Source organism: Corynebacterium hesseae, assembly GCF_037850265.1.
Taxonomy (GTDB): Bacteria; Actinomycetota; Actinomycetes; order Mycobacteriales; family Mycobacteriaceae; genus Corynebacterium; species Corynebacterium hesseae.
The window spans coordinates 1942214-1968527 of the sequence record NZ_CP137211.1 but is presented as its reverse complement, the minus strand read 5'-3'; the positions used below and the strand labels follow the sequence as shown (position 1 = coordinate 1968527).

22 protein-coding genes, 1 tRNA gene and 1 pseudogene are annotated in these 26314 nt (G+C 58.7%); 10 read left to right on the top strand and 14 right to left on the bottom strand.

The features are described 5' to 3' along the window. Positions 1-16: 16 nt before the first annotated feature. Complete coding sequence (locus R3O64_RS09185) at positions 17-529, top strand: hypothetical protein (protein WP_339016745.1); 513 nt, start codon at positions 17-19, stop codon at positions 527-529. 117 nt (positions 530-646) lie between these two features. Here the strand turns inward: R3O64_RS09185 and R3O64_RS09180 are convergent, their stop codons facing one another. Then, on the bottom strand, positions 647-1414 hold the full coding sequence (locus R3O64_RS09180) for an ATP-binding protein (protein ID WP_070624366.1): 768 nt from the start codon (positions 1412-1414) through the stop codon (positions 647-649). Positions 1415-1551: 137 nt separating this feature from the next. Beyond that, positions 1552-3054, bottom strand: coding sequence for an IS21 family transposase (gene istA, locus R3O64_RS09175; RefSeq protein ID WP_339016744.1), 1503 nt, complete (start codon positions 3052-3054; stop codon positions 1552-1554). Between the two features lie 159 nt (positions 3055-3213). On the opposite strand from istA, the pseudogene R3O64_RS12885 reads away from it, so the two are divergent. Next, a pseudogene (locus R3O64_RS12885) lies at positions 3214-3471 on the top strand (amino acid permease); the annotation flags it as partial. 155 nt (positions 3472-3626) lie between these two features. Then, positions 3627-3755: a hypothetical protein gene (locus R3O64_RS09170; RefSeq protein ID WP_339016743.1), complete on the top strand. Its 129-nt coding sequence runs from the start codon at positions 3627-3629 to the stop codon at positions 3753-3755. Between the two features lie 43 nt (positions 3756-3798). Here R3O64_RS09170 and R3O64_RS09165 read toward each other — a convergent pair whose 3' ends face one another. From R3O64_RS09165 to R3O64_RS09155, 3 genes are read right to left on the bottom strand one after another with little or no spacing between them, the layout of a single operon-like run. Beyond that, positions 3799-4389, bottom strand: coding sequence for a hypothetical protein (locus R3O64_RS09165; protein WP_339016742.1), 591 nt, complete (start codon positions 4387-4389; stop codon positions 3799-3801). A 7-nt stretch (positions 4390-4396) separates the two neighbouring features. After that, positions 4397-5200 (bottom strand): ImmA/IrrE family metallo-endopeptidase, encoded by an 804-nt coding sequence (locus tag R3O64_RS09160; RefSeq protein ID WP_339016741.1) that lies wholly within the window; start codon positions 5198-5200, stop codon positions 4397-4399. Beyond that, positions 5193-5525 carry a helix-turn-helix transcriptional regulator gene (locus R3O64_RS09155; RefSeq protein WP_339016740.1) on the bottom strand — a complete coding sequence of 111 codons (333 nt, stop codon included), beginning with the start codon at positions 5523-5525 and terminating at the stop codon, positions 5193-5195. Before R3O64_RS09155 ends, R3O64_RS09160 begins: the two co-directional genes overlap by 8 nt. A gap of 585 nt (positions 5526-6110) precedes the next feature. Here R3O64_RS09155 and R3O64_RS09150 point away from each other — a divergent pair. Beyond that, positions 6111-6419 (top strand): hypothetical protein, encoded by a 309-nt coding sequence (locus R3O64_RS09150; protein WP_339016739.1) that lies wholly within the window; start codon positions 6111-6113, stop codon positions 6417-6419. 251 nt (positions 6420-6670) lie between these two features. Here R3O64_RS09150 and R3O64_RS09145 read toward each other — a convergent pair whose 3' ends face one another. The 8 genes from R3O64_RS09145 to R3O64_RS09110 all read right to left on the bottom strand — a co-directional run bounded on the left by R3O64_RS09145 (position 6671) and on the right by R3O64_RS09110 (position 18346). Then, positions 6671-7765, bottom strand: coding sequence for an XRE family transcriptional regulator (locus R3O64_RS09145; RefSeq protein ID WP_339016738.1), 1095 nt, complete (start codon positions 7763-7765; stop codon positions 6671-6673). Further along, a complete protein-coding gene (locus R3O64_RS09140; protein WP_339016737.1) occupies positions 7740-8579 on the bottom strand; it encodes a hypothetical protein in 840 nt (279 codons plus the stop codon). The genes R3O64_RS09145 and R3O64_RS09140 overlap by 26 nt, the downstream gene beginning before the upstream one ends. A gap of 361 nt (positions 8580-8940) precedes the next feature. Next, positions 8941-10101, bottom strand: a complete 1161-nt coding sequence (locus R3O64_RS09135) for a DUF3322 domain-containing protein (RefSeq protein ID WP_339016736.1) — start codon at positions 10099-10101, stop codon at positions 8941-8943. Beyond that, positions 10088-13480 (bottom strand): ATP-binding protein, encoded by a 3393-nt coding sequence (locus R3O64_RS09130; RefSeq protein ID WP_339016735.1) that lies wholly within the window; start codon positions 13478-13480, stop codon positions 10088-10090. Before R3O64_RS09130 ends, R3O64_RS09135 begins: the two co-directional genes overlap by 14 nt. Continuing rightward, on the bottom strand, positions 13473-14153 hold the full coding sequence (locus tag R3O64_RS09125) for a DUF4194 domain-containing protein (protein WP_070519688.1): 681 nt from the start codon (positions 14151-14153) through the stop codon (positions 13473-13475). The genes R3O64_RS09130 and R3O64_RS09125 overlap by 8 nt, the downstream gene beginning before the upstream one ends. Next, entirely contained in the window at positions 14150-15622 is a 1473-nt protein-coding gene (locus R3O64_RS09120) for a DUF3375 domain-containing protein (RefSeq protein WP_339016734.1), read from the bottom strand. The genes R3O64_RS09125 and R3O64_RS09120 overlap by 4 nt, the downstream gene beginning before the upstream one ends. A 137-nt stretch (positions 15623-15759) precedes the next feature. Next, positions 15760-15993 (bottom strand): hypothetical protein, encoded by a 234-nt coding sequence (locus R3O64_RS09115; protein WP_339016733.1) that lies wholly within the window; start codon positions 15991-15993, stop codon positions 15760-15762. An 88-nt stretch (positions 15994-16081) separates the two neighbouring features. Continuing rightward, a complete protein-coding gene (locus R3O64_RS09110) occupies positions 16082-18346 on the bottom strand; it encodes a TOTE conflict system archaeo-eukaryotic primase domain-containing protein (protein WP_339016732.1) in 2265 nt (754 codons plus the stop codon). 601 nt (positions 18347-18947) lie between these two features. On the opposite strand from R3O64_RS09110, the gene R3O64_RS09105 reads away from it, so the two are divergent. Next, entirely contained in the window at positions 18948-19631 is a 684-nt protein-coding gene (locus R3O64_RS09105) for a type II toxin-antitoxin system death-on-curing family toxin (protein WP_141752571.1), read from the top strand. A gap of 34 nt (positions 19632-19665) precedes the next feature. Here R3O64_RS09105 and R3O64_RS09100 read toward each other — a convergent pair whose 3' ends face one another. After that, on the bottom strand, positions 19666-21000 hold the full coding sequence (locus tag R3O64_RS09100; protein WP_339016731.1) for an ATP-binding protein: 1335 nt from the start codon (positions 20998-21000) through the stop codon (positions 19666-19668). Positions 21001-21152: 152 nt separating this feature from the next. On the opposite strand from R3O64_RS09100, the gene R3O64_RS09095 reads away from it, so the two are divergent. The 5 genes from R3O64_RS09095 (at position 21153) to R3O64_RS09075 (ending at position 26230) form a co-directional block, all read left to right on the top strand. Next, positions 21153-21578, top strand: coding sequence for a hypothetical protein (locus R3O64_RS09095; protein ID WP_144015111.1), 426 nt, complete (start codon positions 21153-21155; stop codon positions 21576-21578). A 212-nt stretch (positions 21579-21790) separates the two neighbouring features. Further along, positions 21791-21864 (top strand) — tRNA-Ile (locus R3O64_RS09090). 31 nt (positions 21865-21895) lie between these two features. Next, a complete protein-coding gene (locus R3O64_RS09085) occupies positions 21896-22969 on the top strand; it encodes a trimeric intracellular cation channel family protein (RefSeq protein WP_070623401.1) in 1074 nt (357 codons plus the stop codon). 38 nt (positions 22970-23007) lie between these two features. Beyond that, positions 23008-24606: an ABC transporter substrate-binding protein gene (locus tag R3O64_RS09080; RefSeq protein ID WP_339016730.1), complete on the top strand. Its 1599-nt coding sequence runs from the start codon at positions 23008-23010 to the stop codon at positions 24604-24606. A 43-nt stretch (positions 24607-24649) separates the two neighbouring features. Then, on the top strand, positions 24650-26230 hold the full coding sequence (locus R3O64_RS09075; RefSeq protein WP_339016729.1) for a mechanosensitive ion channel family protein: 1581 nt from the start codon (positions 24650-24652) through the stop codon (positions 26228-26230). Positions 26231-26314 lie beyond the last annotated feature (84 nt).

Sequence of the window (26314 nt, the reverse complement as noted above, 5' to 3'; positions counted from 1 at the left end):
TGGGGTGGCCTTCGCCATGGCAGCGCTTGGCCGGACTCACGCGTTTATCGCTGGGTGGGCGCTGACGCTGGGGTACTCGTGCGTCGTCGCGTTGAATGCGTCGGCGGTTACGCTCGTCTTCCGCGTCACGTTTCCTGAATTGGTCATGAGGGGCGCGCTTTCAGTTCGGTTCCAGTTCTTTGCCGTTGTACTCATGATTGTTGCGGTGGTGGTCATCGTGGCGTCGATGGTGATTTATTACGTCGCCAAGCGCCCGGGGCTTGCACCAGCTTTCCCCGTCGACGTCCCGCCGGCACCAGCGGCTGCGACCATCATCGCTTTTGCTCCGTGGGCCTTCGTGGGCTTTGATTCTATTCCGCAGCTGGCAGGCGAGTTCAATTTCTCGCCGAAGAAAGAGCTAGGCCTTCTGATGTGGGGAATCATTGCGGCAACCTTGATCTACTTGGCGATGATGCTCGCGACCTCCATCGCTGTGGGAACCAATCACGATGCTTATGAAGGGGAGCCATGGCACCCGCAGTTGCAATAAGTGACGTAATGGGACCGACAGGTGTTCAGAAGACTGAAATGGTAGCGGTGTGGTGAGTATCTGGTAGCGCCTGAGTGAGTATCCGGTAGCGGTGTCTTACTCAGGCGTTGTTGGTGGTTATGTGTTGGTGGTGAGGCGCATGTTTGGTCCTTCGAGTGTGATGATCTCGGCGCCGGAGACGAGTCGGTTGAGGATTGACTCGGAGATCACGGCGTCGGGGATGGACTTGTACCACTCCAGTGGGGTGAATTGTGAGGTCACTATCGTTGAGACTTTGCCTTCTCGCCCGGCGAGGATGTTGAGAAGTTGGTGCGCGGTCGCGGCATCCACAGGTGTGGTCAGGAAGTCATCGAGGACCAGGACGTCGACGTCGTGGAGGTGCTGGATGAACTTCAGCCGTGCGGGGTCATCGGGTTGGAGGACTGCCAGTTCGGCGGCGAGCATGTCGGTGCGGTAGAACCGTGCGGAGTAGTCGTTGCGGCATGCTGCTGTGATCAGGGCTTGGGCGAGGTAGGTTTTGCCGACTGAGGATTTGCCCAGGATGACAATGTTTTGGCCCAGGTGGCACCATTGTCCGTGAGCGAGTCTGCTGACTTGCTCGGGGTTGATGTTGCGGTCAGGCGTGCAGACCACGTTTTCAAGGCAAGCATCAAGGTTTGGCGATCGGGATGCTTTTAGCAGTTTGTTGATGCGTCGTTCACGCCTGGCCGCGACTTCTTTATCGAGTGCGTAGAGCACCTTTTGGGAAAACGTCCATGCGTCGAATGCGGGATCGTTGGCGATGTCGATGACGCTTCTGCCGAAGGCAGTCATCCGCAGCGCGGTGAAGTCGGGCAGGACGGACTCGTCAAGGAAGCGATCTGCTGGCGGGGTTGGTGATGACATGGGCTTTTAGTGTCCTTTCTTAGCGAGGTTGTCCATGCTGAACTGGTCTGCACCGCCGAGAAACGCGCCGGTGGTATCCCGGTCGGTGATTGCAGGGGCGGTGGGCTGGTTGACTGTGGTGCTGCGCGGGGCCTGGTCTAACCCGCGGGCCGGGTGGCGTGTTCTTTGCGTATGGCGGCCATCATGTTTTTGACCGCGGTATATGACACAGCCCGTCGGCTGCCGTCGTTGGCCATCAGGCGCTGGCATGCCTCTTCCAGGATTGGTTTGTTGCCGTGTTTGCCCATCGACAGCACGTTTCTACAGGACTGGTACGCCTGGGCCGGGATGGCTTTCGCCGCGATGAGTTCTTCGATGACCTTGCGTGTTGCCGGGCCGGTTTTGCTGGCTTCGCGATAAAAGTAATCGCTTGTCCACAGCCCACGGGTGGAGTCCATTCCAGATGGAATGTGCTCATAGTCAGTGACATAGGCCCCACGCTTATGCGAAACCTGGTGGGTTGCCACGGTTGTCCCCTGGTCAAAGACGGTCAAGACCTGGCCTGTGATGCGCACATCGACAGTGCGGCCAACAAGCTGGTGCGGAACGGAGTAGCGCACCGTTGCAACCGTGATATGGAAATCCGGGGCTACTTTCGCACGCTTCCACTCGGTATGTTGCCACGGGGTTGCCGGCAGGTCAGCAAGGAGATGCTGCTCGTGTGCTTCGAAGAGATCCCTGCGGCTTGACTGCTGACTGCGAAACGGCACGGAGGTGTTGATCGCATCGACTAAGCCCACAATCTTTCCGTTGAGCTCATCTAAGTCAACACACTGGTGGTCTTCAAGGGCGTGGATGATCTTGTGCGTGACGATCTTTACCGCAGCTTCCACATTTGCTTTATCCTTCGGCCGACGCGCGCGTGTGGGAAGTGCTGCTGTGTTGTAGTGCTCCAAGAACTGCTGGTAGGTGTCGTTGACCTTCCGATTCCTATCGGCAGTGCTGATTGCGTTTGATGCCGTCGACGCGTTATCGGGGACAACAACCTGGCAGACCCCACCGAAGTAGTCAAACGCTTGGCGGTGTGCATCAAGCCAGGACTGTTGCCGCTGGTCAACACACGCACAAGCAAACAGCATTCCTGAATACGGCAGCGAAGCGACGAAAATGCTGACTTTCGCACCCGGTGTGCCCGCAGGGTCGTACAGGCGCATCTTGTTCCCTGCCCAGTCCACCTGCATCGTATGCCCTGGTGCATGGGTGATCCGGGCGGTAAGCCCGGCCGCATCGACATGGGAGGCAACCAGCTGGCGGAACCGGTCGTAGCTGTAATGACGCTGGCCCGGCTGGGTGGGGGTGGTGGTGTAGCGAGCCCACAATACTTGCAGTGTCTGCTTCACACGCCCTGTGCGTGCTTTGACGACCGCGTCAAAGTCAATCGGGACGAACTCGCCTTGACCGCTGGTGCGTTTATCAACGAATATCTCGTCTAGCTCGTCATTCGTCAACGCCGCGACCTGCTGGGCAGTAGTCAGGCCAAGGCTTCGCAGCGCTTGGTTCGCTCGGGAAATCGCGCGGTGCGAGCACCCGAGCTGGTCTTCAATCTGGCGGTAAGAACGCTTCCTAATCAGCAGCGTCATCACCGCACGGTAATCCGTCATCAGCGGACTCCTTCCAGTACGCGCCGCACCCGAGTGGTGCGGCTACCGGAAGTATCACCCCGAGCGCCGCGAGCTGCTACCAGATACTCACTGAAGCGCTACCAGATAGTCACGACACTGCTACCAAATAGCCGGTCGCAACAGACAGGCCTAGTGCTCATGGTCGTTGCTGTTAGCGCTGGAGTCCTTACTGGGCTTAACGGGTTCTTTACTGCAGCAAGCCGTGTGTTGTTTACCCTTGGTCGCGCCAACCTGGTCTCTAGTCGGTTAGGTGAGCTAAACGGCAAGGAGCGTACCCCTCGGAATGCGATTCTTCTGGTGTGCACAGTGTGCCTGGTGACCCCGTGGTTTGGGCGCGCAGCCTTGACATGGGTCGTCGATATGTCGAGTGCTGGTATCACAGTGGCGTATTTCTATCCGTGCTTCTGTGCATGGAAGATTGCGCGCACTGGGCAGGTCCCCGGGATGCCCAAGCCCATTGCACCGAACAAGTTTTACGAGTACTTCGCGCTGGTTGGGTGCACCCTCTCGGTCGGGTTTTGGCGCTGGTCTTTGTCCCGGGCTCGCCTGGCATGCTTGGGACGGCTCCGCTCATCGCGCTGGTGGTCTGGATTGTGCTGGGGCTGGCGTCGTGGGCTATCAAGAGTCGTCAGTTGAAGAATGTGCCGCCGGAGGAGACGGCGGCGTTGGTTTTGGAATAGTTGAAGCGGCTGGACGGCAGTAGCTGCTGGATGGGGCGGATGACTACATGGCGCCTCGGTAAACCGAGCGGTCATTTAGTTGAGTGGTCTCAAATGGGGCGAGGACGTCGAGTCTTGAGAGCTTCTCCCATACTTTGCGTGATTGTCCACGGTTGGTGAGGATACCGAGCTTCACACAGCGGAGGAGTACTGCTTCGGTGTTAAAGACTGTTGCTGCCTGTCGCTTGCGTATGAGCTCTTTCGCGTCTTCGTTATCAATGATGATAGCGGTACGCACCGAATGGTCCTCTTCAAGGAGTGCTAGGCAGTGAGCGATTGCGACGTATTCTCCCAGGTTTTTCGCCATTCCACCCTGGATTGAGAATCTGGGTCCCGCGAATAGGCGGATGTATTTGAAGAGGCGATCCATGTCGTCGTCAAGCACGTGCACGTGGCCATACGCAATGAGTGATGCCCATGTTTGGGCGCCGCACTGAAACTGCGGAACTTTCAGTTTTCTCTCTACTTCGTCTCTTACCGCCGCAGGCACGTGAAGCTGTTCATCGTCTACGAACTTGAGAAGCAGGTCCTGTTGGTTGGCACAGATGAAATTCAGCAACACGCTGGTGTCGGCAACGATGAACTTTCTCGTCATGGCGAACCTACTCGTTGGCGAAGAAGTCATCCAGGTTCGCCTCTATATCGTGGTGATCTGTGAGATTCTGGCTGACAGAACTTGGAGTGGTTTGCATTGAATCTGCTACTTCCTCGGGGCTAACCTGCTCGGCGAACGCTACGGTTGACAGGGTGATGAGTCCTTGGGAGTAGGCCTTGTAGGCATCGGCAACGAGCCTTTCGGAAGCCCGCGGCAGAGCAGCAATCTTGCGTGCGTGGTCATACGAGGCTTTCCATCCGAAGCGGGAGGCGAGTCCCTTGGCGGTGTGATCCCTTAGCTCTTCCTTGGTTTCTTTCGAAATAAGTCCAGCTTGGTGCAGCTGGATGGCTGCTACGTGTGGAGAGACTTGGAACCGTTGGACAACTGTAGACAATAGCTCTTCCGCATCTGCGTATGCAGGCAGCTCTTGTAACGCTTCTTCAGGGCAGAGCACGCAGCGCGCAAAGGTGTTTGCGCGTGTTTCGGAAGGCAGAGTCTTGTCACATTGCAAGGAAGCGCCATCCTCCGTGATGTCCCCGGCCACGATGTGCCCGATTTCGTGGGCGACGGTGAAACGCTGTCGGAAAGGATTGTTGCTCGTGCTAATCCCTACGGTTAAGGCACCTGAAGCAGGATCGCGAAGAGTCAGTGCATCGAGGTCATCCGTCAAGTCGAGCACGATGAAGTCAGCGTCAACGAGCTTCATGAGATTGTTGATGTCGCTGACAGGTTCTAATCCGAGGTCGTGCTTCGCGCGAAAATCAGCAGCCAGCTCAACGCCCTGTTGTGAGGGGCTCGTTGAATTAGGCATGTGCGCTATCCAGGTTCACTCGTAGCTGGAGATAAGGCAGAAGAGTTTGTGTTGCTTCCTCGGTTTTGGCCTGGTGGCCACGGGCCGCAACGCGTACACGCTGGGAGAGCGGGGTGGCGTCCACAAGCTCAGCGGCATCTATACCAAGAGCCCACGCGAGGGCCATGATGTGGTGGAGAGTTGGCGTGGAAGTGCCCTTCTCTAAGCGGGCCAGGGTGGGCTGGGACAGAATTTCATCGGTCATGGCGGCGAGCTCTCTTTGGCTGAGTCCGCGAAGCTGACGCTGAGCGCGGACACGCTCGCCGAAGTCGGTAGGGATGTTCATTTTGTGCTCCTTAGTGACTTCGATTAAACACGTGAATCAGATTTGAGTCAATATGATTCAGGGTGCCGTATGATCAGAGGAAAGCTTTTCTGATCTCTGTGATCGCATGCGCAAACGGTATCCGCTCCTGCTCGATGCGCAGCCGACATTGGGCATTACTTTGGACGCTCCAGCAGGCGTTGACTAGTTCTGTGCTCATTGGGCATAATTCTAGGCAGGGGCAGCCCTACTACGTGTACAGCTGCTCGACCATCACCGGGGCTACTGGCAGGTGAGGGGTCATTTTTCTACTGTGCTTGGGGTGCTAGTGACTTTGCGTTGAGCAGCTACCAAGCGTCTTGTGGAGAATTGCATTCGCGTGCATAAACGATTCCGCTCCTGTTCAATGCGCAGCCTTCCTTTGGAGTAGGTAAGGCAGTAGACGCGTTACTCTTCGGTGGTGAGGTGGGTGAGGACGGCAGCGTCAGCGAGGGAGCTTTCTAAATCGGACAGCACCGGGGCTTGGTTGAGATAATGTAGGCGAGAGTTGTTGCGGAGCAGGCCTAGAGCGGTGGTGCCGAAGGGGGCAAGGAGTGCTAGGCGCGGTTGGCGAAGGGGGCCAATCCATTTGCCGGCAAAGCGCTGGCGATGGTCAATGGAAATCTGTCAGGGCTCGCGTGCGACTCAGATGAAAACAGTGCCGTGGTTCAGGTGCATCCAGTTGGATTTTTCGATCACATCACGAGCAACCTTGTAGTGAATAACATCTACTTCACGCCAGGCGATGAAGAGCAGCTTTATGGCGGTAACAGCCAGTTTATTGAAACTAAAACTGGCGAGTTCGTCACTTTCATAGAAAGCAATGCTGCCATTGCGATTGGCTCATCATCCCTGGTCATGATCAAAGGTAGTTAATTAGTGGTCGGGTACCAGGGGTGATGTCCGATAATTCTCGGAACTCGCTAATCCCCTCAGGCTCTGCCTCGGTGTCTCTGTTGGATGGGAAGTACTCCGCAGCTTTTGCCAATATCCTTAGTGCTGCGACTGAGCGTGCGTACTTCGAAGAAGCCGCTGTTTCAGGTACTAGGCGGTATCTAAAGAGGCTCATTAACTCTGATGATTTATCTGCACCAAGATTCTGGCAAAGTTGGGGATAATTGGCTTCTCTAAAGAACTACTTGAAGCTTTGGAGACGGCGGGGCACCGACGATTTTCTCCAACTGGGGCAGTCGAAGATTTGACTCTCTTGCGATCATTTCACGATGAATTCCGTTCTCCTCAAGGAGCTGCATGGATTTTTCTAAAAGTGCTGGGCGGTCGCATTTGGTAATCAGTCCTGGTTCTGTGCGTCTCCACTTTTTACGTGAAAGAGTGGTCATCGCGCCACGATAGCTATTCTCGCTAATTGTTCCGAGTCGTCGCATTCTAAACAACAGAGCTTGAACAGACATACCCCACTTCTCTTTTAGCTCGAAGAGTTTCCGCCAAGACTGTTGATTTATCGACCGGGGAAGCTCGGGGAGTAACGATTGGGTCGGCGCCAAAAACTCTGATGCAAATAAATGGGCTTGGGATTCTGCAGCTGTTTCGCCTGGCTCCGCTCCCTCATGCATCACCAAATGCCCTAGCTCATGCGCTAAATCGAATCTTTGACGGTAGAAGTCATTCTTTTGGGGATTTAGGATGATATAAGGTCTCGTGCGCACCCACATTGAATACGCATCAACATTAGCCGTAGCTTCCTCGTTGAGCGTAACAATGACCCCTTTCCTTTCGATGGTAAGAAGCAAGTCCTTGATCGGTAGAGTCCCCAAGTTCCAGGTTTTTCGGAGTAGACGTGCTGCGGCTTCCACTTCATCATCTTCTTCAGGAAAGTCCACGGACGGCAGATCTGGTTCTGGGAGAATTAGGTGTTGTTCAAGGCCACTTGTAACGGTCGCGGTGAGGACGCCAAACTGATGGGCTTGTCGCCGGATTTTTTGAGGGGTGGTTTTTAATGAGCGAAAATGCGGTGGGGTTGAGGAAGCTGGTAGTGGGGAAATGGTTTTGCGAAAAAACTCTGGCTCGACCTCGAGCTCGTTGGCTAGCCTAAAAATAGAGTCTTCCGTAGGGGTTTTTGAGCCGCGTTCCCAAGAAGAGACGGCTGCTGGTGTCACGTTTACGCGCTCCGCGAGCTCCTTCTTAAGGAGGCCATTAAGTTCACGAGCCTGTGTCAATCGCTCTGGCGCGAATGAATCAGCTATTTCCCTTAACCTGCCCATATGTCTGTCCTCGGTCGTTTGTTCCTGCTTTTGGCTGAGCCTTGTGCTCTGGTGCTCTTCGAAGCTGAATTCCTAACTCGTCCGCTGAATGAGTGGACGCTGGTGCTGCCTTTCTAATCGTATTAGAGGTGGTTGGGGTTGAGAAATCTAGTTGAATGTAGTCTGCCCAGGCGCTCCCGATAACTCGGCCCTCTGTTGGAACGCCAATTCTAGCTTCTAGGAGTCCGTCGGAGGGGGAGGCTCGGTAGGCTACGAAAATTACGGAGTGGAAGGGGTTGTTTTCTTGGATTTTTTGATAAGCAAGCCCGCCGACGAATGTTGAGGCTTCATGCAGGAATAGTGCAGTTTGGGTCCCTGAATTGGTCTCTGCGTCGGAAGCTCTAACAAGATCACGACGAATGTCACTTTGTTTCATCCAATCTACAGTGTCTAGATCTTTGAAGTTTGAGCAGTTAACGACGGTGATGATGCACCCTTTAGAGATCCATCCGTGGAAGCCTCCGTATGAAACTTCGTTGATGTCGAAGTCCGGTTTTGGGGGACGCGACGCAAACACTTCTGGGGGAAGGTTTTGGGATAGGATATCCATCCCCGCGTCGTCGGCACTCTGTTCGGGTATCGAGTATTCCCCCAGCCTAAAAACCCTCCTGAACTCATCGAGTTGGTAATCCTGGCAAAGTGCAGCAAAGGTTTTGGGCCCTTGCTTCTTTTCGGGCGTCCAGTCCTGTTTTGCCCTGGCAATTGCCGAGAGTAGGGCAAAGGCTACGGATTGCTGAAATGAATAACTTTCAATTAACTGATGTGGAGAAATCATGAAAGCAAATATACCAGAATGCTGATATAGGTGGCGAAAACTTAACTAGACGAGGTTGTTGTTGGGCAACAAGTGGAGATGTAATTAGGCGAGTCGCTGGTCAGCGTGCACATGAATAGTTGCATTCGTCTACCCGGTGACAGGGCGGACTAATGAGAGAAGCGGGAAAACTACCGATGGAATGGACGGTGCCTACTTCCAAGTCGGTGCATCCGTCGAAGTGGCTGGTTTTGATAGGAAGCATCGCTCTGATGACACAAAATCGTCAGGGGCCTTTTGAGAGTCATGCAGGACGCGCTCAACGACCTGCGCCATTTTGATTAGCCGAGGTCGCAGGTGAATTCGAAACCTAGTGAAAATGTCATGTGCAATGGTTGTGTTCCATGTCAGCGAGGCTTAACAAGGTATGGGTTTTCGCACTCACATACGCAAACGGAATTCGCTCTTGCTCAATGCGCAGCCTTCCTTTGGTGTAAAGCAAGCGGTAGGCGCGTTGCTCTTCGGTGGTGAGGTGGGTGAGGGTGGCGGAGCCGTCGCCGGGGTCGGGGACGGCTAGGTGCTGGAATTCGGTGACGGTGGCGGGGTCCATGAGTAGTGATGTGGTGTGGGGGAAGTGAGTGCGCACGGCGTTGAGGATGGCAAAGCCGGCGGCATCGAGGTCGCCCCAGTAGGTGATGTCGGTGCGGTGGAGCCAGCCCAGTGCCTGGAGTTGGTGAGCGGCGGTGCCGGAGCCGAGGATGGCGATGGTGGTTGGGGAGGCGTCGGCAAGCGCGGGAAGTGCCAGGAAGGTTTGTTTGTTCTCCACGATGAGCACCCGGGGCGGGGTGTCGGGGAAGAGGGTTGCGGCGTCGGCGAGGGGGATTTCGATATCGGAGAGTGCCGGGGCGTGGTTGAGATAGCGCAGGCGCAGGCGGGCATCACTGCGGCGCAGGCCCAAGTCCGTGATGCCGAAGGGAGCAAGGAGCGCCAGGAGCAGGCGGCGGTGGGTGCCTATCCATTTACCATCCACGCCTTCCACCGGCACGGCGCGCTCCCACTCGCCGGAGTGGGGATTGGCGCGCAGCCAGGTCAGACACGGCCCAAGGCAGCGCAGATCATAGGCGCTCAAATCCTTCCACTGGTTGTACGTGTGGCGGACGGTATGAGTGAAGTCCGGGGAGTCCGGAAAGATGGCGGCGATGTCCTGGGCGCGCTGGAGGGCCCGGTTGTAGTCGGACATCAGGCCCGCGGCGGCAGCGATGCGCGCGGCGCCGGTGAGTACTACGCGTGTGGGAACGTCGTTGGTGCCAAGGCCCGCGCGGGACCAATTGCGGGATTCATAGATGACCTCCTCCTGGTGCGGCCAGCGCTGCCAGGCGCGGATGAAGTCCCTCGTGGCCTTGATATCGCGGGCGGCGGCCGTAGCTGTTGGCGGGTGCAGCGGCCAGTCCAGGTTGAGTGCAGCGGGATCGGCGAGTGCTTCGGCGAAGTGGTTGCGCAGGTACTTGGCGGCATGCCCCTGCAGGTCTTTAGGAGTCCGCATCGTCGGAGTCCTTGGGGTCGGGTTGTTGGGGGTCGTGGGTGGTGGAGGCGTCGATAAGCTTATAGCCCGTGCGTGCCTGCGGGCGGCCGTCGATGGTGAGCTCGTCGTAGCTGACCACGATGGTGCCGTCCACATAGGGCGAGAGAGTCTGGATGAGCTTGAAGGGCGTGGCCAGAATCATGTGGAATCCAAAGGACGCGAAGACGGACATGGCCGTGCGGGTGAAAGCGGGATCCGCGCGGTCAAAGGCCTCATCCAAGATGATGGACCCATAGGTGGGCACGTCCTGGTCCGGCTCCGCGAGGCGGAAACGCAGGGCTGCGGCCAAGCAGAAGAAGACGAGCTTCTGTGCCTGGCCACCAGAGAGCGAGGCGGAGTCCTGATAGGTGTTGGCCGTCGTGCCATCGGGGTAGCACTCGCGGCCGACAAAACTGACGTGCCGGCGGGTATCCAAAACCACGTTGCGCCAGCGGATATCCTCCGGCTGGCTGGAGCCGAGGCGGCTTAAGATCTTGTCCAAGGCGTGGTAGCGCGCAATGGCTGCCGCCGGATCATCCTCGGTGACTTCCGCCAGGCTGTGGGAGGTGGCGGCATCGAGATCCCGTTGGAATTCTTGAACCACCTGGCCGCGGGCGTCCTTGACGTCGATGCGCAGGGTGCGCTCACCGTTGAAGGGTGAGCGCTCCAAGGACTTGTTGATGTAGTCCATGCGCATCTCAATATCGCTGCGGGCGCGGCGCAGATCCGTGGCCAGGTGGGAGAGGTTGCGTACCGTCTGGCCATTGAGCAGCTCGAGGAAGCGGGCGCGGAAATCAGCCAGGCGGTCCGCCCGGAGGAACTTGAGCTTCTCGATGCCCTCGCCGGCGAAGCTGGCCTGCGGCTCCAAGTCGGCGGCCTCCGCCGGCCACTCGGACAGGTAGGCGTGCAGGACGGAGACGATCTTGTCGTTGGCCTCCTCGATGCGGCGCGCTGCCGTGCGGGCGGTCGCTTGCAAACTGGCCTGGACTTCATCGCGGCGGGCATCGATGTCATCGATAGTGAGACTGCGCTTGCCTTTGTGCAGGGCTTGAATGACTGCCGTCTCAATGTCTTTATCCGCGATCTCCGGCACGGGGCCGATGCCGCGGCGGCGTGTGGTGGAGCGCTCGAGCTCGCCTTCGACGTTGCCCAGGTGTTTCTGCGCCTCGTTGAGTCTGGCGCGGGCGGCATCGAGCTTCTGCTTGGCCTGTGCGTGCGCGGCGGCCAGCGCCTGGGCCTCCGGGGAGGAAGCCAGCGAGTCAAACTGCTCTTGCAGATCCTGCTTGCGGGCCTCGGCGGAGGCGGTGTCGATGTCCTGGAATGAGGTATCTAGCACTTGCTGGGCCTTATCGCGCTGGGAGCGCAGGATGTCCATCTTCCGGTTAAGGTCCTGGACCTGCTTGGCCGTAGCGCGGGCGGTGGCCTTGGCTTCGGTGAGCTGGGAGCGCAGCAGCTCAATCTTGGCGGTGTTGGTGGAGCCCACCCGGTACCAAGCGGTGCCGTTAAAGCGCGTGCGGTCATCCTTAATGAAGCGCGTTGAGCCGTCCTTGTCCTTGGGGCGGCTTTCCAAGCCATCGCGGGTAATGGCCGGGGTCAAGGTGGCCTTCTCCAATTCCGCTACGGAGTCCACGCATTCGTAGTTGAAGCGGCGCGAAATGTGGTGGCGTACCCAGCCCGCCATGGCGTGGTCTTGGAACTCGAGTTTGTGGATGAGCTGCCGCGGGCTGCGCGCCGCTGCCGGCGCTGGGGCAAACTCCGGGATTGTGCGGTACTCCAAGCGCGTGCCCACGTTGCGGGAATTGACCCACTGGTTGATGGCCTCCCGCGCGGCTTCGGGCACGAGCAGGGTGGCGGCGAAATTGTGCAGCAGCTTCTGGATCACCGGCTCCCACTCGCTCTGGTGCGGGCTGATATCGATAAGCTCGCCGGCGAAGGGGAGCTCGGACTCGGCATAGCCGGTATCGCGGGCCAGTTGCGAGCGCAGCTCCACCAAGGTCTTATCGATGTTGGTTCTCCGCGAGCTGAAAGAGCGCAGCTCGCTGTCCAGCGTGGAGCAGGCGGTGGCGGCGTCGCGGGCGGCCACGCCCGCCTCCTGTTGGTGGTTGATGAGGTCCTCGAAATCGGCCTCGAAGTCCGCGATGCGGATCTTCGCGTTGGCCTGTAGTTGGGCGAAGCCATGCGGGCTGAGCTCGTAGTGATCAGTCCACTGTCCAGCCGCTGCACTGAGGCGCTGGAACTCCTTCGTGCGGTGCTCAATCTCCTTTTCGGCGGTTTCTATCTTGGCCCTTAAGGCATCGAGCTCACCCGAACTGAGCTGGGATACGGCCACTGCGGCGAGGCGCTCTGCGTCATCGAGGTGAGCTACATCGGCCTCAAGGGATGCGGCCTGAGACTGGGCTTCAGCCAATTGCGCCGAAAGGGCTCGAATGCGAACGTCCAGTTCTTCAGCCACCAAGCGGGCGCGTACAGCTGGCAACGCCTCAGCCATGGCCTCCGCTTTTGCTTTATCTTCCTCCGCGCCTGTGCGCTGGGAATGCAGCTGGGGCAGGGGAGCGAGCGTATCAATCTGGGCCTTGACGTCTTCGACCCGCAGATAGGCTTGGCGCAGATCCTCAAATTGCTCGACGGCCTCATCCGCCTTCTCAAAGGTAGCCGGACGGTCCAGCATGTAGTCCCTAAAGAGCTGGTCCAGGCTGGAGAGGGACTTCGCGGATTGCGTGCGGTGGAGAAGGAGCTGGCCCTCCACATTCTTGATGCCTAGGCGTTTGCGGAAGCGGTCTGCGAACGTGGTGTAGGTCGGCGTGAAGGACGCGCCGGGGCCTTTGTACAGTGCCTTAATCTTGCGGGTGTCCAGGCTGCGGGTGAGCAAGGGGCTGAGCTTGTCGATGTCCTCGTCGCCCGGCACCAGCCCATACAACCTCTTGATCTGGCCTACTGAGTTCTCACCGCCGTTGAGGCGGAAGATAGCGATGAGGGTGTGCTGCTTGCCCGCGCCGTTATCGTAGGTAAGCGCAACGACCGAGTTGGTGGCGCCCTCCCGCAAGTATTCGGGGGCGATCTCACCGGTCTGGGTGTTCTCTCGCTGCCGCCACGCGCCGCGCACATAGGAGACGAGGTTGCGCCCGTTGTGCCGCCCGAGGTCCTGTTGCGACGCCGCGTTGAACTTCACGTGACTTTGTGGAACGAGCACCGCAGACATGGCATCGAGCAACGTGGACTTGCCGGAACCCGAGCCGCCTGTAATGAGGAAGCCCTTGCGGGCTACTGGGATGGAGAAGTAGCCGTGGAAAGTACCCCAGTTAATCAGCTGGATGCGGCTGATGCGGAATTGGCCGGGGTAGAGGGTGGTGTTCTTAGTCATCGGAGGCATCCTCCTGCTCTTGGAGCTGCTCCGGTTCCTGCTCATCCTGGTCTTCCGTCTGTGCCAGGCGGGCGTATTCATCCCGGATGGCGGAGACCGTGGAGGCGTCGAAAAGCTGGCGCAGTACCGGGGAAACCTCAAAGCGGCCCTCGGTTTCGGTGGCGCTGATGAGGGAATAGTCATTCTGTATGCGTTTCATTGCCGCGTTGAAGCGCTTGGTGAAGCCGGCCTCGTCGCGGTTATCCACCGCACGGACATAGCCGATGCTCTCCCGGAGATCCTCCACGTCCACGATGACGCGCTCGCCGGGCAGGGTGAGGCCCAGCTCCTGGCGCAGGTTCAACAAGATGGCGGTGTCGATGTGCTTAAGCTTGTCCGTGCGCAGTACCTGCGGGATGCTCAAGCTGTCTTCCTCCACCATGCGGGTGAATGCGAAGCCTTCCGTCTCATCCACGACGAGCTCCAGGAACACCTCGTGCAACCGGGCGCGTAGATTCTCTTCGTCGGAGATGATCGCCGCCCACAGTACCGGTTCCTTCTGCGCGCGAATGAGCGGGCCCTGCAGCAGCTGCACCAGCGCGCGCCGTGAATGGTAGGTCAGCGTTCCTTTATCGTGTTCCCACAGCGGCGGCTCGTGCGCGGCATCGACGCGGGGGCTGTTGGCGGCGGTCACTGTAGCTCCTTAACGGTGGTGTGATCGAAATACATGGTGGGGATCTGGGCGCAACGCACGGTACCGTCTTCCTCGGTCCACATGACTGTCTCGTGTTCTTCTTTCAGCGAGGGCAACGGGTGGGAATCCGCGATATGTACCAAACCCACTACGCTGGCCAGACCTTGCGTCGGGGGATAGGCCTGCAGCACCTGGCCAATAGTGCAGGGGCCGGACTTGGCGACGGCCCCGCGTACCGCCTCGTGCAATTCCTCAAAGTCGATTTCTGATTCGCGGACCAGCTCATAGAGCGCCTGCGGGTCTTCCGTGCCGGGCTGGTAGGCCACTGGCGCCTCCTCCACGACCTCCCGCCCGGGATTGGCCAGGCGGATGCGGGAGACCGAATGAATCGACATGCCGATGCGCTGCAGCGGTGTGTCCATCCGGTGAAAGGCCTTCAGTTCGGAGTTCTGCGCGGCATCAATGGCCATGCCGCGGGCCTCGCGCAGCAGTTCAATCATGCGCCGGTCCTCCGCGAATTGCTCGGAGGAGACGTAGTTGCGCAAACTGCGCGCCAGCCCGGTCATGGTCTGGTTGACCTCGAAGCTGGTTTCCTCCATATCGCGGAAGAGGCTGCGCAGCCGCTGCCTCCTGTCCGGGGCGAGCTGCTGCCCGGGCTCGCTTTCCAGAACCTCCTTGATCCATTGGTCCAACCAGGCGCTGCGCTCTCTATCCATCAGGAGGGAATAGAAGCCGCGGAAGCTGCGCCCGGCCTCCGATTCCGCAATGTGGTCCACGCCGTTGAAGATTTCCTCCAGCACCTCGCCGCGGTAGCCCTCCGGATCTAAGAGCTGTCGGCGAAGCTGGTGGTTGAGGGCCTCGAGCTCATGGCGAACCCGGGCGAAATCGCTCGGCACGGCCATGGCCATGTTCAGTACGTCTTGGACGCGCTCCTCCGTCTCCGCGGCGGTGAGGCTTTCAAACTGCCCGAGGTGTGCCTTCTCAATCTCGCGGTCAATGCGGTCACGTTCTGCTTCCAAGCTGGCCACGCGGCTAGCGATGTCCTCGTTGGTATCCCGCGCCAGCCTTTGCAGCGCCGAGCTGATCGACTCCACCCGTGAGGCCGTCACCACGGTTACCGGTGCTTCCCAGCGCTCGATGGCTTCGAGTGCCGAGAGAGCATCTTCACTGGGCTCGAGCGTTTCACCGTGGGAGCTCTTGCCGGACTTTCTGATTAACCAGCCGGCCTTGACCCAGTCATTGCAGTAGTTCTGTGGTGTGCGGGGCATGGAAAACTCGCTGGCCAAAACTTCGAAATCAGTGACCATGAGCTCGTATACCTCTGCTGCTGGGCGTGCCCGGGTGCCGCGTGGGAAGTACTCCGCAATCAACGCCAGAATCACGGGCGCGTTGTCCGCAGCCAGGAGCCGGATCGCGGCGGAATCGCGCATCAAGCGCCGGAGGGAGAGGGCGCGTGCTTCAACAGACATGTCTTGATTCTGACAGGTGTGCCGGACATGCGCAGTGGAGTAGAGCTCAGATTTTCGAAGCCCTCTGCCTGGTGCATGACCTACAGAGCACAGGTCGAATTAATTACGCCCATGGAGGCGGGGTCAGAAGTGAAGCTTTAGGCTGCGTCCACCTGGTCGTCTTGTACCTCAACGCGGCCCATGAAATACCGTGAATGCGACTTTTTCAAGGATTCCAGGGAGGGCGCTGAAATATGGGCGATCTCGATATCAGGATCGTCGATCGCTGCTTCGCGGCGGAGGCGTTCCTTAAGCGCTTGAGTCGAGTCCGAGAATTGTTTGATGAAAGATTCGCCTGAGCGACGTTTGTAAGTGATTATAAATTCAGCCACTGTGCTGCTCCGATTCATCTGGCTGTCCAGCAAGGATTTTAGTTGTGCGCGGCCCCTAATCTAGTAGGAATCTGTCTAGCACGGAGTTCTAGCTGTTGTCGCGAGTGAACCCCTGCTTGGCTATGGTCGAGCTTCTCTTTCTGAACGTTGCGGCGAGGGCAGGGACGTTGGCATCGAGAAAGTCGTGCACGGTGGCACAGATGGTTTCTTTATCATCGGTATCGCGAGTGACTCGGCCAACCTGCTGAATGACAACGCCGCGGAAGCTTACTGGCGCTGCCAACACAAGAGTATCCAGTGCAGGAAGATCAATGCCTTCGCCGGCCACCTGGGACATGGCTAAAAGGACGAAATGCGGTGTTGCGGCAAGCTGCTCACGGACGGTTTGTCTCTCGCTTGCCTTTTGCCCGCCGTGGAGTTGGAGAACGGGGAAGGGGGCGTCGGCAAGCAAGGCGTTGAGGGTAGCGAGGTGTTCGCGTCTTTTCACTAGGACGAGGACCGTGTGTTCGTCCTGTGCTGCTTGTGTGATGACATCGGCGATGAGTTGGTTGCGGTGCTCATTTGCCGCCAGAGCGGTGTCGAGGTCGGGCCAGAACAGGTAAGGGGAGTCGTACGTGAACTCGGTGTTGTGGACTATGTAGTCGCGGCGTCCGGGGCGTTCGAGCTCGACGGTATGGCGGATAGGGCCGCAAATGAGAGGAAGTAGCTTATCGAGGCCGTCGGAGCGGTAAGGAGTCGCGGTCATACCGAGCATGAAACGAACGTTGAGGTGAGCTAGAACGTTGGTTAATCCGGCGGCGCCGACTCGGTGGCATTCGTCAACGATGATGTGGCCGTAGTTGGAGAGAAAGTCAGTCTTGGAATCGCTACGGCTAATGGATTGGGCAGTGACAATGTCTATCTCTCTACTGAGCTTCTTTTTGGAACCTGAGTATTGTCCAACCTGAGCTTCCGGGAGGAACTGCTTGAGGGCTTGGCGCCATTGGGTAGCTAGCTCCCTCGATGGAACTATCACTGCGGTCGGGACCGAACGCTGGGCGATGATTGCACACGCCATGACGGTCTTTCCAGTACCAGGAGGAGAAATGAGCATTCCGGACTTGTGCTTGAGCATCTGTTTGACGGCGGAATGCTGGTAGGGGCGTAGTTCGCCGGCGAATGATGTATCGATGCGTCGGGGTTTGGGTGTGCGGCCGCGACGTGTGACGGTATATCCGGCAGCCTTCAAGATGTCGAGGACGTCATCGAGCGTGCCGCGGTCGAGCGTGAGGACTTGGTCCTTCTCATCAAAACGTACGATGATCCGTGGAGTGCCGAAAGTGGAGAAACGCTGGGCCTGTTTTATATAAAATTGCGGGTTGGCAATAGCGCCTAGGTACCGCAGGGCTGTACGGGTGGTGGCGTCGATGCCTGATAAATCGACGTGGACGTGTGAATCGTGCGTGACGTGGACTTTTCCCGAGGCCTTGAGCCTCTTTAGTTCTGCGCGGGTGGGTGCCTGGGGGAGGGATGTTTCGGGATCGGGCTGAAGCGCAGCGTAGATTTTCTTGAGCTCGGAAAGCGTTGACTTCTTCGTTCTTGCCAAAGCTTCGAATTGGTCTGGCAAAGGTTGAAAATCATTGTCGACGAAGACTGTTGTGCCTTCGGATCGATGGTGGCCTGCTAATGGGAGGGCAATCAGGTTGCCGAAGCCACGGCCTTTAGCCGGCAGCGTGTCTTGGGATGGAAAGAATCGGTCGAAACTGGAGAAGTAGGAATCCGGGCTAGCCTTGGCAAGAAGCCCGATGCCCACGGACCGAGCGAGGCCGGCGGGAATAGGTTCGTCGAAGAATACCCAGACATGAGCTCCGTTCCCAGAGCGCGATACTTCTATGAGCGGGTCGAGGCCCTGGTTCTTGCATTCTTCCGCGTAGGCGCGGGCGGCTTGCTTGAAGTCGTCATCATCAAAATCGCAGACCAACAGCCGGCAACTATCATCTGTGCACAGTGGATAAAGCCCAACGTGAAAGTGATTATCACGGCGCAGATGTCCTTCGATCACCTTCGGTGTCAGGGGCTTTAGGTCGGGATTTCTTCGGTCATAGTAGCCATTGCTAGCCGGGTACCAAGCCTTCTTTCCCGCAGTATTTTTGGCCACTGCGTAGACATCTGTCCTCCCAGTGAAGTAATCCATGAAGAGGGCAATTTTCTCTTCAGGTGAGCGGTTTTCAGAGTGAACGTTCGCCGGCGGCGGTGTGACTGCAGTACTAGGGCGCGAAGGAGCATGACCGAGGGCCTGCAGTAGTTGGGCCACCTGGGACTCCAATTCGCTAACGCGAGTTTCAAGTGCTTGGAGGCGTTCCTGTTCAGTCATGGTGCGTGTTCCTTGTGCGTCGGAACTAGTTTATCGGACGGTGTGCGGGTAAGAGCCTTGTCGGCTTGGTGTTGTATTGCTTAGAATAAGCGTACGACGAGCCGGCTACCGAAACGTTGTCGCCTGGAGCCGCGTAGGCTCCAGAGCTTTGTGGAGGGCCTTCTGGGAGCAGTGATGGAGTGCGTGCTTTAACAGTCAAGCCGTGATTCTGGCAGGTGTGCCGGGCATACGCAGCAAGTGGAGCATTGGAGCGGCCTCGAGGCACCTCTAGGCATTCGCACACAACTCGGTTGTCCTTGAGAAGAGTCTCTCTGAAAGGTGAAAGACACTTCAGGTGTAAGTGTCATGCTGGGATAGGAGGGTTGATGACTTCCCCTACGCAGATTCTCCTACGAGTGCTAATCTCTGAGATAGGCAGGTGCTGACTACTAAAGGGCGAAGGAGGGACTAAATTGACAAAGTCGACCGTTTCAAAACCTGACCACATTAATACTTCTGTAACTCAGGTCCAAGATATGGATGAGGAAGACCGTCGCCGCTACGTTGAGTACTTAGGGCGGGAGATCGCCAATTGGTCCGCGGAACTTAACCGCCGTCTAGCTTGACCATTTATCCCGACGAAGAGGAAGTCCTAATCGTCGGAGAATTGGCTTGTGGGTCCCCTCTGCAAATCCGTGATTCAAATCAGTTTAAAGCAAATGTAAACCGACCGGTGACTACTGTTCTCGGGAGAGACGCGTTTCCAACCGCTTGGGATAAAGCTGCAGCACTTCTGCATTCTTTCTGCACCACGCAAAGTCTTTTCGATGGTAACAAGCGGACTGGCTGGGCGGCTTGCTGGTTGTTTCTCAGGCTGAACTTGGCAGTAGGGCCCCTGCTTGGAAAAGTTGATGCAGATGCCTCTGAGCATCTTGTGGAAAGAATAGTTAGTGAAAAAGTTGGCGTGCCTGAAATCGCAGATGCTTTGCGGTCTTTGGTGGCACCTTTTCTAGGGAACGCCGGTAATCTACCGTCAGGGTTTAGCGTAACGAAAATAACGGATGAAGGGGAAGACTATTTTGTAGGGGTTGGAAAGACTCCTGACGGAACTCGCTTTATTTACCTGTATCTCGCGGTGAACCAGAGTACCCCTATTGAAATGGTGCTTACTCCCGATCAAGCACGCGAAGCAGCTGAAGAATTACTCCAGTATGCCGATAACCCACTAGAGAAAAAGAGAATAAAGTTTAAAGCTCGAGCAATTCAAGCGCACTTAGACATGCATGACTGGTCTAGGTACATCTAGGCAGTTTGAAATACCAGAGCAAGCGCAATCTAGCTCATGCGCTAGCCGTGACCAGCTCCTTGAGTGCATTGAGCGTCTCGCGTGAGGCGGTGCCGTAGTGCTCGCGCAGGAAGTGGTGGGTGGCGTCGGGGTTGCCCAGGGACACGGGCACGTCGCTGAGGTTGTGCAGTTCCGATTCGCCGGCGGAGGTCTTCTCCACGGACCAGAAGCTCTCGGGGCGCAGGCCCAGCTCGCCGGCGCGCTCGAGGACGCTGAAGGTGTGGGAGGCAAAGATGAGCTGTGCGCCGTTGACGTTGATGCTGGGCTCGCGGAAGGCCTGGATGATGAAGTCGAGGAGTGCTGGGCGCAGGGCGGAATCTAGTTCATCGGCCACCAGGATCCCGCCGCGGCGCAGGGTATCGAGCACCAGGGGAGCGGTGGCCATCCAGTTCTGCGTGCCGCCGGATTCATCGGTCAGCTTCAGCTCGTAGAAGGAATCATCGGCCTTGTGTTCCACGATGATGGCGTGCAGCAGGGATTCAATCTCCGCATCGGAGTAGGCACCAAACTCATCGGGGCGGAGGATGCTGCCATATCTGTGGCTGAGCGCATCGATGACCGGGCGCATCTGGCGGAAGACGTGCTCCGGGATGTGGTCCTGATTGAGCCGTACGGAGTGGATTCCGGCATCGGCCGCGCGCAGCAGCGCGGCGGCCTCATGCAGGTGCAGCTTGCCGGTGCGGATGAGGGTGGTGATGCGTGAGGCCGTGCTGATGGAAGAGTGCCCGTGCGGCAGGTAGGCCACGTCGTGCACCAGGGCACGGGCCAGCGGGGCGAGGACCGGGTGGCCATCGCGCAGGCCGGCGGAGAGGATCAGCTCGGTGTCCGCAACGGGGCCGAGCTTGGCGACGTCCTCCTTGTCCATGAAGGATTTCGTCCATTGCACCTCCTCACCGCGGGTCCGCACGAAGCAGGGGCTCCACCTTGTCGATGGCACGCGGCTGAGCCATTCCGCGTGCACGCCGGTGAAGCTCCACTGGAATCCGTAGAGGTAGCGCACGCCATCGAGCTCAAAATCCAGCTCGAAAGTGCTGGGCAGGCGCTGCGTGCGGGGATCTAGGCGGTACGGGGCGTGGGGGAGTTGGTTGGGTGGGGCGTCGGCAAGCCAGGTGGTGGCGGAGGATTCGATGGCGAGCAGTGCGAAGGCGAGGGCATTGAGGACGCTGCTCTTTCCCGACGCCGTGGGGCCGATGAGTACGGTGGTGGGCTCGCTGACCTGTGCCCATCCTTCCTCCGGGGCGGTGGAGTGCTGCCAGTGGTGGTACAGCGAAAGCGTCTGCGTGGCGCGGATGCTGCGGAAGTTAGACACGCTAAAGGAAAGGAGCCTCATGGTCGCGACACTACAGGCTCACACATACCGGATCATAGAAGGCTGTTTCAGAACCGGGTGCGTGCCCTCATCCGGATTTCGGCCTCACTCCAGCAGTCGCTGGTAGCGTCTGTTTACATACCGCAACCAGTAACCACAGGAGGCCGCATCCTATGGACGGAGATATCACTGGGCTGCTCGTGTGCGTCGGTTTAGTACTGGTCATGCTGGCCTACTGGACCTTTTATATCCGGTACGTGCGGAGGAATCCCCAATCAGAAGAGTGGTACGACTCAGCCGATGCAACAGGTGCAGAAAGCGATGGCGTCCTCTTCATCTATCCTTATGGCACGCTCATTATGGGCGCGGCCGGTGCCACAGGGTTGGTGGCAAGTGCGAACCTTCCCGAGTCTGTTGAAACGGTGTTGCTTGTTCCGCTCGTGGTGGCTTTTGTCATCGGGGTTATTGGTTTTACGGGGGCGATTGGGGTTCCGCTTCCGTGGCCTTTTGTGCCGCGTTGGGTCGTGGACATCCGCAAAGCAAAGCGCGCGCGACGCCGCGCGCGCAGACAAGCCAGAAAAATGAAGAAGAAAGAATAGGCTTGGCCGTTATCCCAGCGCCCTGAAACTCAGCCCGGCCAAAAAGTGAGCAGAAGCGTGCCTTGGCTCCGTCGTGGCGGTGAAAGGGCGGAAGAGCGCTGCTGAAGCTCAGACAGCGATTTCAGGGGCCTAAATTGCCGTTTTCTGGGCCCGCCGATTAATGTTGCTGGGAGCGGATTCGCTGTGTGCATAAAAGCAGGCAGGGAATACGCGGGGCTATAGCTCAGTCGGTTAGAGCTACGGACTCATAATCCGTTGGTCCCGGGTTCGAGCCCCGGTGGCCCCACTTTTGCGGCTTACCCGATACGATGACCACCATGAGCGTTGTCGAGATGGACCCATTGATCGAGTCGCTGTACTACTGGTCCGACATCATTGGTGTCCTCCTCATGGGCATGATTGGCGGCACCATGGCCCGCCAGCGTGGCTATGACATCGTGGGCTTCTTCTTCATCGCGATGTTCTCCTCCCTCGGCGGCGGCATGATCCGTGACGTGCTGATCAACCGCGGCACCGTCGCCGCGATGAGCCAGCCGGAGTATCTCTACCTGGCGTTTGCCGGCGCAATCATCGCCCGCTTCGTCTACTTCAAAGGCAAGACGTGGGACTATGTCCAGTCCCATGGGGATGCGGTGGTCTCGGCGCTGTGGGCGTCGACAGGCGCGCTCAAGGCCATTGCCTATGGGCTGCCGCTGATTCCTTGCATCATGATGGGCGTGTTCACCGCCACGGGAGGTTCCATGATCCGTGACATCGCCATGGGGCGCGAACCCGCCGTCTTTGGGGATAACACCCCCACCGTGATCCCCGCGGTGGCCTGCGCTTTGGTGGTCCTCGGCGCGGATTCGGCCGGCTACTTGGCCTGGGGAGTCATTCTTGGCCCGGTCGTCTCCTTCGTGATGACCATGCTGGGTATCTGGGCCGGGTGGCGCGTTCCCGCCCGCCAGGAGTGGGCGCCGGTTAATGACACCGCGGCCTACGTCATGGTGATGGCGCGCAAGGCGGAAAGCAAGGGCAGGGCCGTGGGGCGTCGCCTAGAGCCCTCCAAGCTCCGCTCTTGGCGCCACAACCAGATGGAAAAGGCACTGCAGCGCCGTATCGAGCGCGAGGTGCGCGCCGGCAAGCGTCGTTCGGAAGCAGCCATCGATGCCACCGAGTTCCTCGATTCCTTCAATGAGGAAGTCGCGGAGATGTCGCAGATGATGGAGCCGCCCGCCGCGGAAGCGGAAACCTCCGATTTCGGCGTGGACTTGAGCGGAGATTCCTACGAGACCCCGAGCACCGAGGGGCCGACACCACGCGAGCTTTTGGATCGCATTTTGGCCGATGACCAGCTCACCGATGAACTGGTGGAGAGGCTCATGCGCCGTTATGAAAAGAGAGATGATTAGATCCTTTAAAGTATTAGTGAGAGTGAGGTGATGAACGCGTGACTTCGAGGCGTTCTTTTCTAGGCATGCTGGCGGCGCTAGCGGTGTCGGGCGTCGTGGCGCCCACGGTGGCGGGATGCACGGCGGAGCCTGGCAACGTCGACACCTCAGACATGAACCTCATCACCACGGACATCTCGGAGCCACAGCGCACCCTCATCCCGGCTGATTCCAACGATGCGCCGGGGCAAACCATCATCAACCTTGTGTACTCGGGGTTGATGTACCTGGATGAAACCGGTGGCGCTCACTATGACTTGGCGGAATCCATCACACAGGTCGATGACACGACATATGACGTGGTGATTCGAGATGACGCCGTGTTTTCCGACGGTTCAACCGTGGAAGCAGAAGACTTCGTCGATACGTGGAATACCGCGGTGCGCCAGTCGCTGCTCTCCGCGCACCACTTTGAACCAATCCGTGGCTTCCACGAAGGCAGGAAGTCAATGCGCGGCCTTAAGGTGACGGGGCCGAAAACTTTCCGCATTGAGCTCTCACGCCCCACGGCGGGATTCCTTGAGCGCCTGGGATACTCGGTCTTTTTCCCCATGCGCTCCGAAGACCAGGATAGGCTGAGCGATCGCGGAACAGATCCCATCGGCAGCGGGCCTTATGTGCTGGCTTCCTGGGAGCGCGAGAAGGCTGTGACCCTCGTGCCGAACCCTCGCTACAAGGGCCCGCGAACGCCGCAGAATGAAGGCATCAAATTCGTGGTGTATTCCTCGGAGGAGCAGGCCTACCAGGACCTCGTAGATGGCAAGCTGGACGTGCTCACGCGGATCCCGGCGGAGAAGCTAGGCAGCTTCGAAAAGGAACTGGGCTCCCGCGCCTTGACCAAGCCTGGCGGCTCCATCATGGAAATCACCATCCCCGCCAACGATGCGAACTTCCGCGGTGAGGCCGGACGCTTGCGCCGTCGCGCGTTGTCCATGGCAATCGACCGCGAAGGAATGGCCCGGGACATCTTCCACGGAATGGTGCTTCCCGCCACCGGCTTCGTCGCGCCGCTGGACGGTTCCATTCCGCCGACACCGGAGGGGGCCGACGTCTTGACCTACCAGCCGGAGAAGGCCCGCGAACTGTGGGAGCAGGCGGAAAAGCTGGAACCGTTTGATGGGATTTTCAGCATTTCCTATAACACCGACGGCGGCCATAAGACCTGGATCGACGCCGTGGCGAAGCAACTGTCGGATACCCTCGGCGTGCCGGCGGAGGGCCATGAGTTTGCCACTTTGAAGGACCTCAGACAAGAGGTGATTGCCCGTCATCTCACCGGTGCCTTCCGTACGATCTGGCAGGCGGAGTTCCCAGAGGAATCTACCTTCCTGGTGCCGCTATATGCGTCCTACTCTTCGGAGAATGAATCAGGCTTTAACAGCTCTGAATACGATGAGCTGCTGAAGAAGGCGGGTCAGGCGAAGAGCCGGGAGGAAGCCCAAAAACATTACACGGAGGCTCAGGGCCTGTTGCTGGAGAAGATGCCGGCGATTCCGCTGTGGACGACCAAGACTTTCTGCGCTTTCGGCGAGGGCATCGTCCCCGCGGGCTACACGTGGAAGCCAACTCCGAATTACTATCTCATCCACCGCGCTTAAGGCTCCAAGGGTTCTGTCAGACTGAAGGACTAGGCTTGGCGCAATGCTGAAGTATTACTTGTTCGCCGTGTGGCAGGCCATCGTGGATCACGGCCTGCCGCTGTTGGGAATGCTGTTGTTGGCGATTCTCATCCCGCGCATCGGCCGCTTGGCAGTGCGGGTCATTGAGTCCCGTCTGGATGAGAATCAAGAATCTACCAAGGCGCGTTTGGCGCTTGCCGGTGCACTGGTCTACGTGGCGCAGGCGGTGGCCTTTTTCCTTCTTGTGTTGGCTGCGCTGGCCAACCTCGGGGTGCCGCCCCTCGGCGCGGCTATCCCGGCGACAGTCGTTTCGGCCGCCGTCGGTTTCGGCGCGCAGGCCATCATCGGTGACTTCCTCGCGGGCTTCTTCATCCTCTCGGAAAAGCAGTTCGGCGTGGGTGATTACGTCAGCTTCGACGGTGTAACCGGCGTGGAGGGCACCGTCGTTTCGCTGACCCTGCGCACGACGACGGTGCGCACACCCACCGGTGAAGTGGTCATGGTGCCGAATGGTTCCGCGGGCGTGGTCACGAACTTCTCGCAAGAATGGTCGCGCGCGGTGGTGGATATCGCCATCCCGGTCCACGAGGGCGAGTCCTTGCCGGAGATTACCGAACAGGTGGAAAAGATTTCGAAGCGAGCCCTTGAAGCCCCAGACATCCACGCGGATGTGGCCGGTGAGCTCGACGTTTTGCCCGCCACTGGGCTCACGGCCCCCACCGCGGCCGGCCAGCCATGGCAGGTGCAGTACCGCGTCCTCGTGCAGGTCAACCCCGCCCGCCAGTGGGCGGTGGAGCGCGCGATCCGCTCGGCCCTGCTCTCCACCTTCTGGGATCTGTACAAGCTTCCCACCACTGAGGGCGTGCCGGGTGATGTCTCGCAGGAGCTTGGCGACGTCTCCGCTGCCGACGCCCCCACCACCATCATGCCGGCGGCAGATCCTGCAGAGCCTTCGCACAAAGACGTGTCATCGGATGCGAAAACGGAGGCCATTGCTGCCGACGCCGTCGCTGATGCCGGCGCTATGCCCCAAGACAGCAAAGATGACGGGCCGGGCCGGCCGGCTTATGCGGGCGACTCCGAGGAGGAAGAAGAAGACGATTATCAGCGCGGCATCTGGCGCGACGATAAGCCGGACAACAAGTGGAACTATTTCTGGACTCTAGGCGGGCGCGTGCGGGCCTCAACGACGGGGCTCATCGCCGGCCTCGGTGTGGTTGGCCTGTTGCTGCTTTCCTCCGCTAACCCTGATGGGGTGGACGCTGGGTGGCTATCGCCCTCGCGGTGGATGGGGCAGTCCGAATCCACTTCTGAGTCGGCGCAACCTTCTGCGTCTTCCTCCGCGCCACTGACCACACCTCAGGAGGCGCCGGCAACTGACTCCACGGGCTCCGCAGAACAGGAGCCGACGGCAGAAGTTGATCCGGACACGCCAACTGATAGCACCCCGGACAGCGAAGCTGTGTATGCCCCCGCGGATCCGCAGGACGCCGAAACCCAGGCCCCAGTGGAGCAAAACTCCGAAACGCCCGCGCCCACGGCGAACGAGCAGCCTTCCGCGATCGTTTCTGAGGGAGCCGCAGAGCCGTCCACCGTGATGTAGCTCCGCGGCATCACCGAGAGGCGCCACAAAGAGATGAGAGAGGCGCGTGGAGAGGGCGCACCAGAGATATGAGTGATAGGGAAG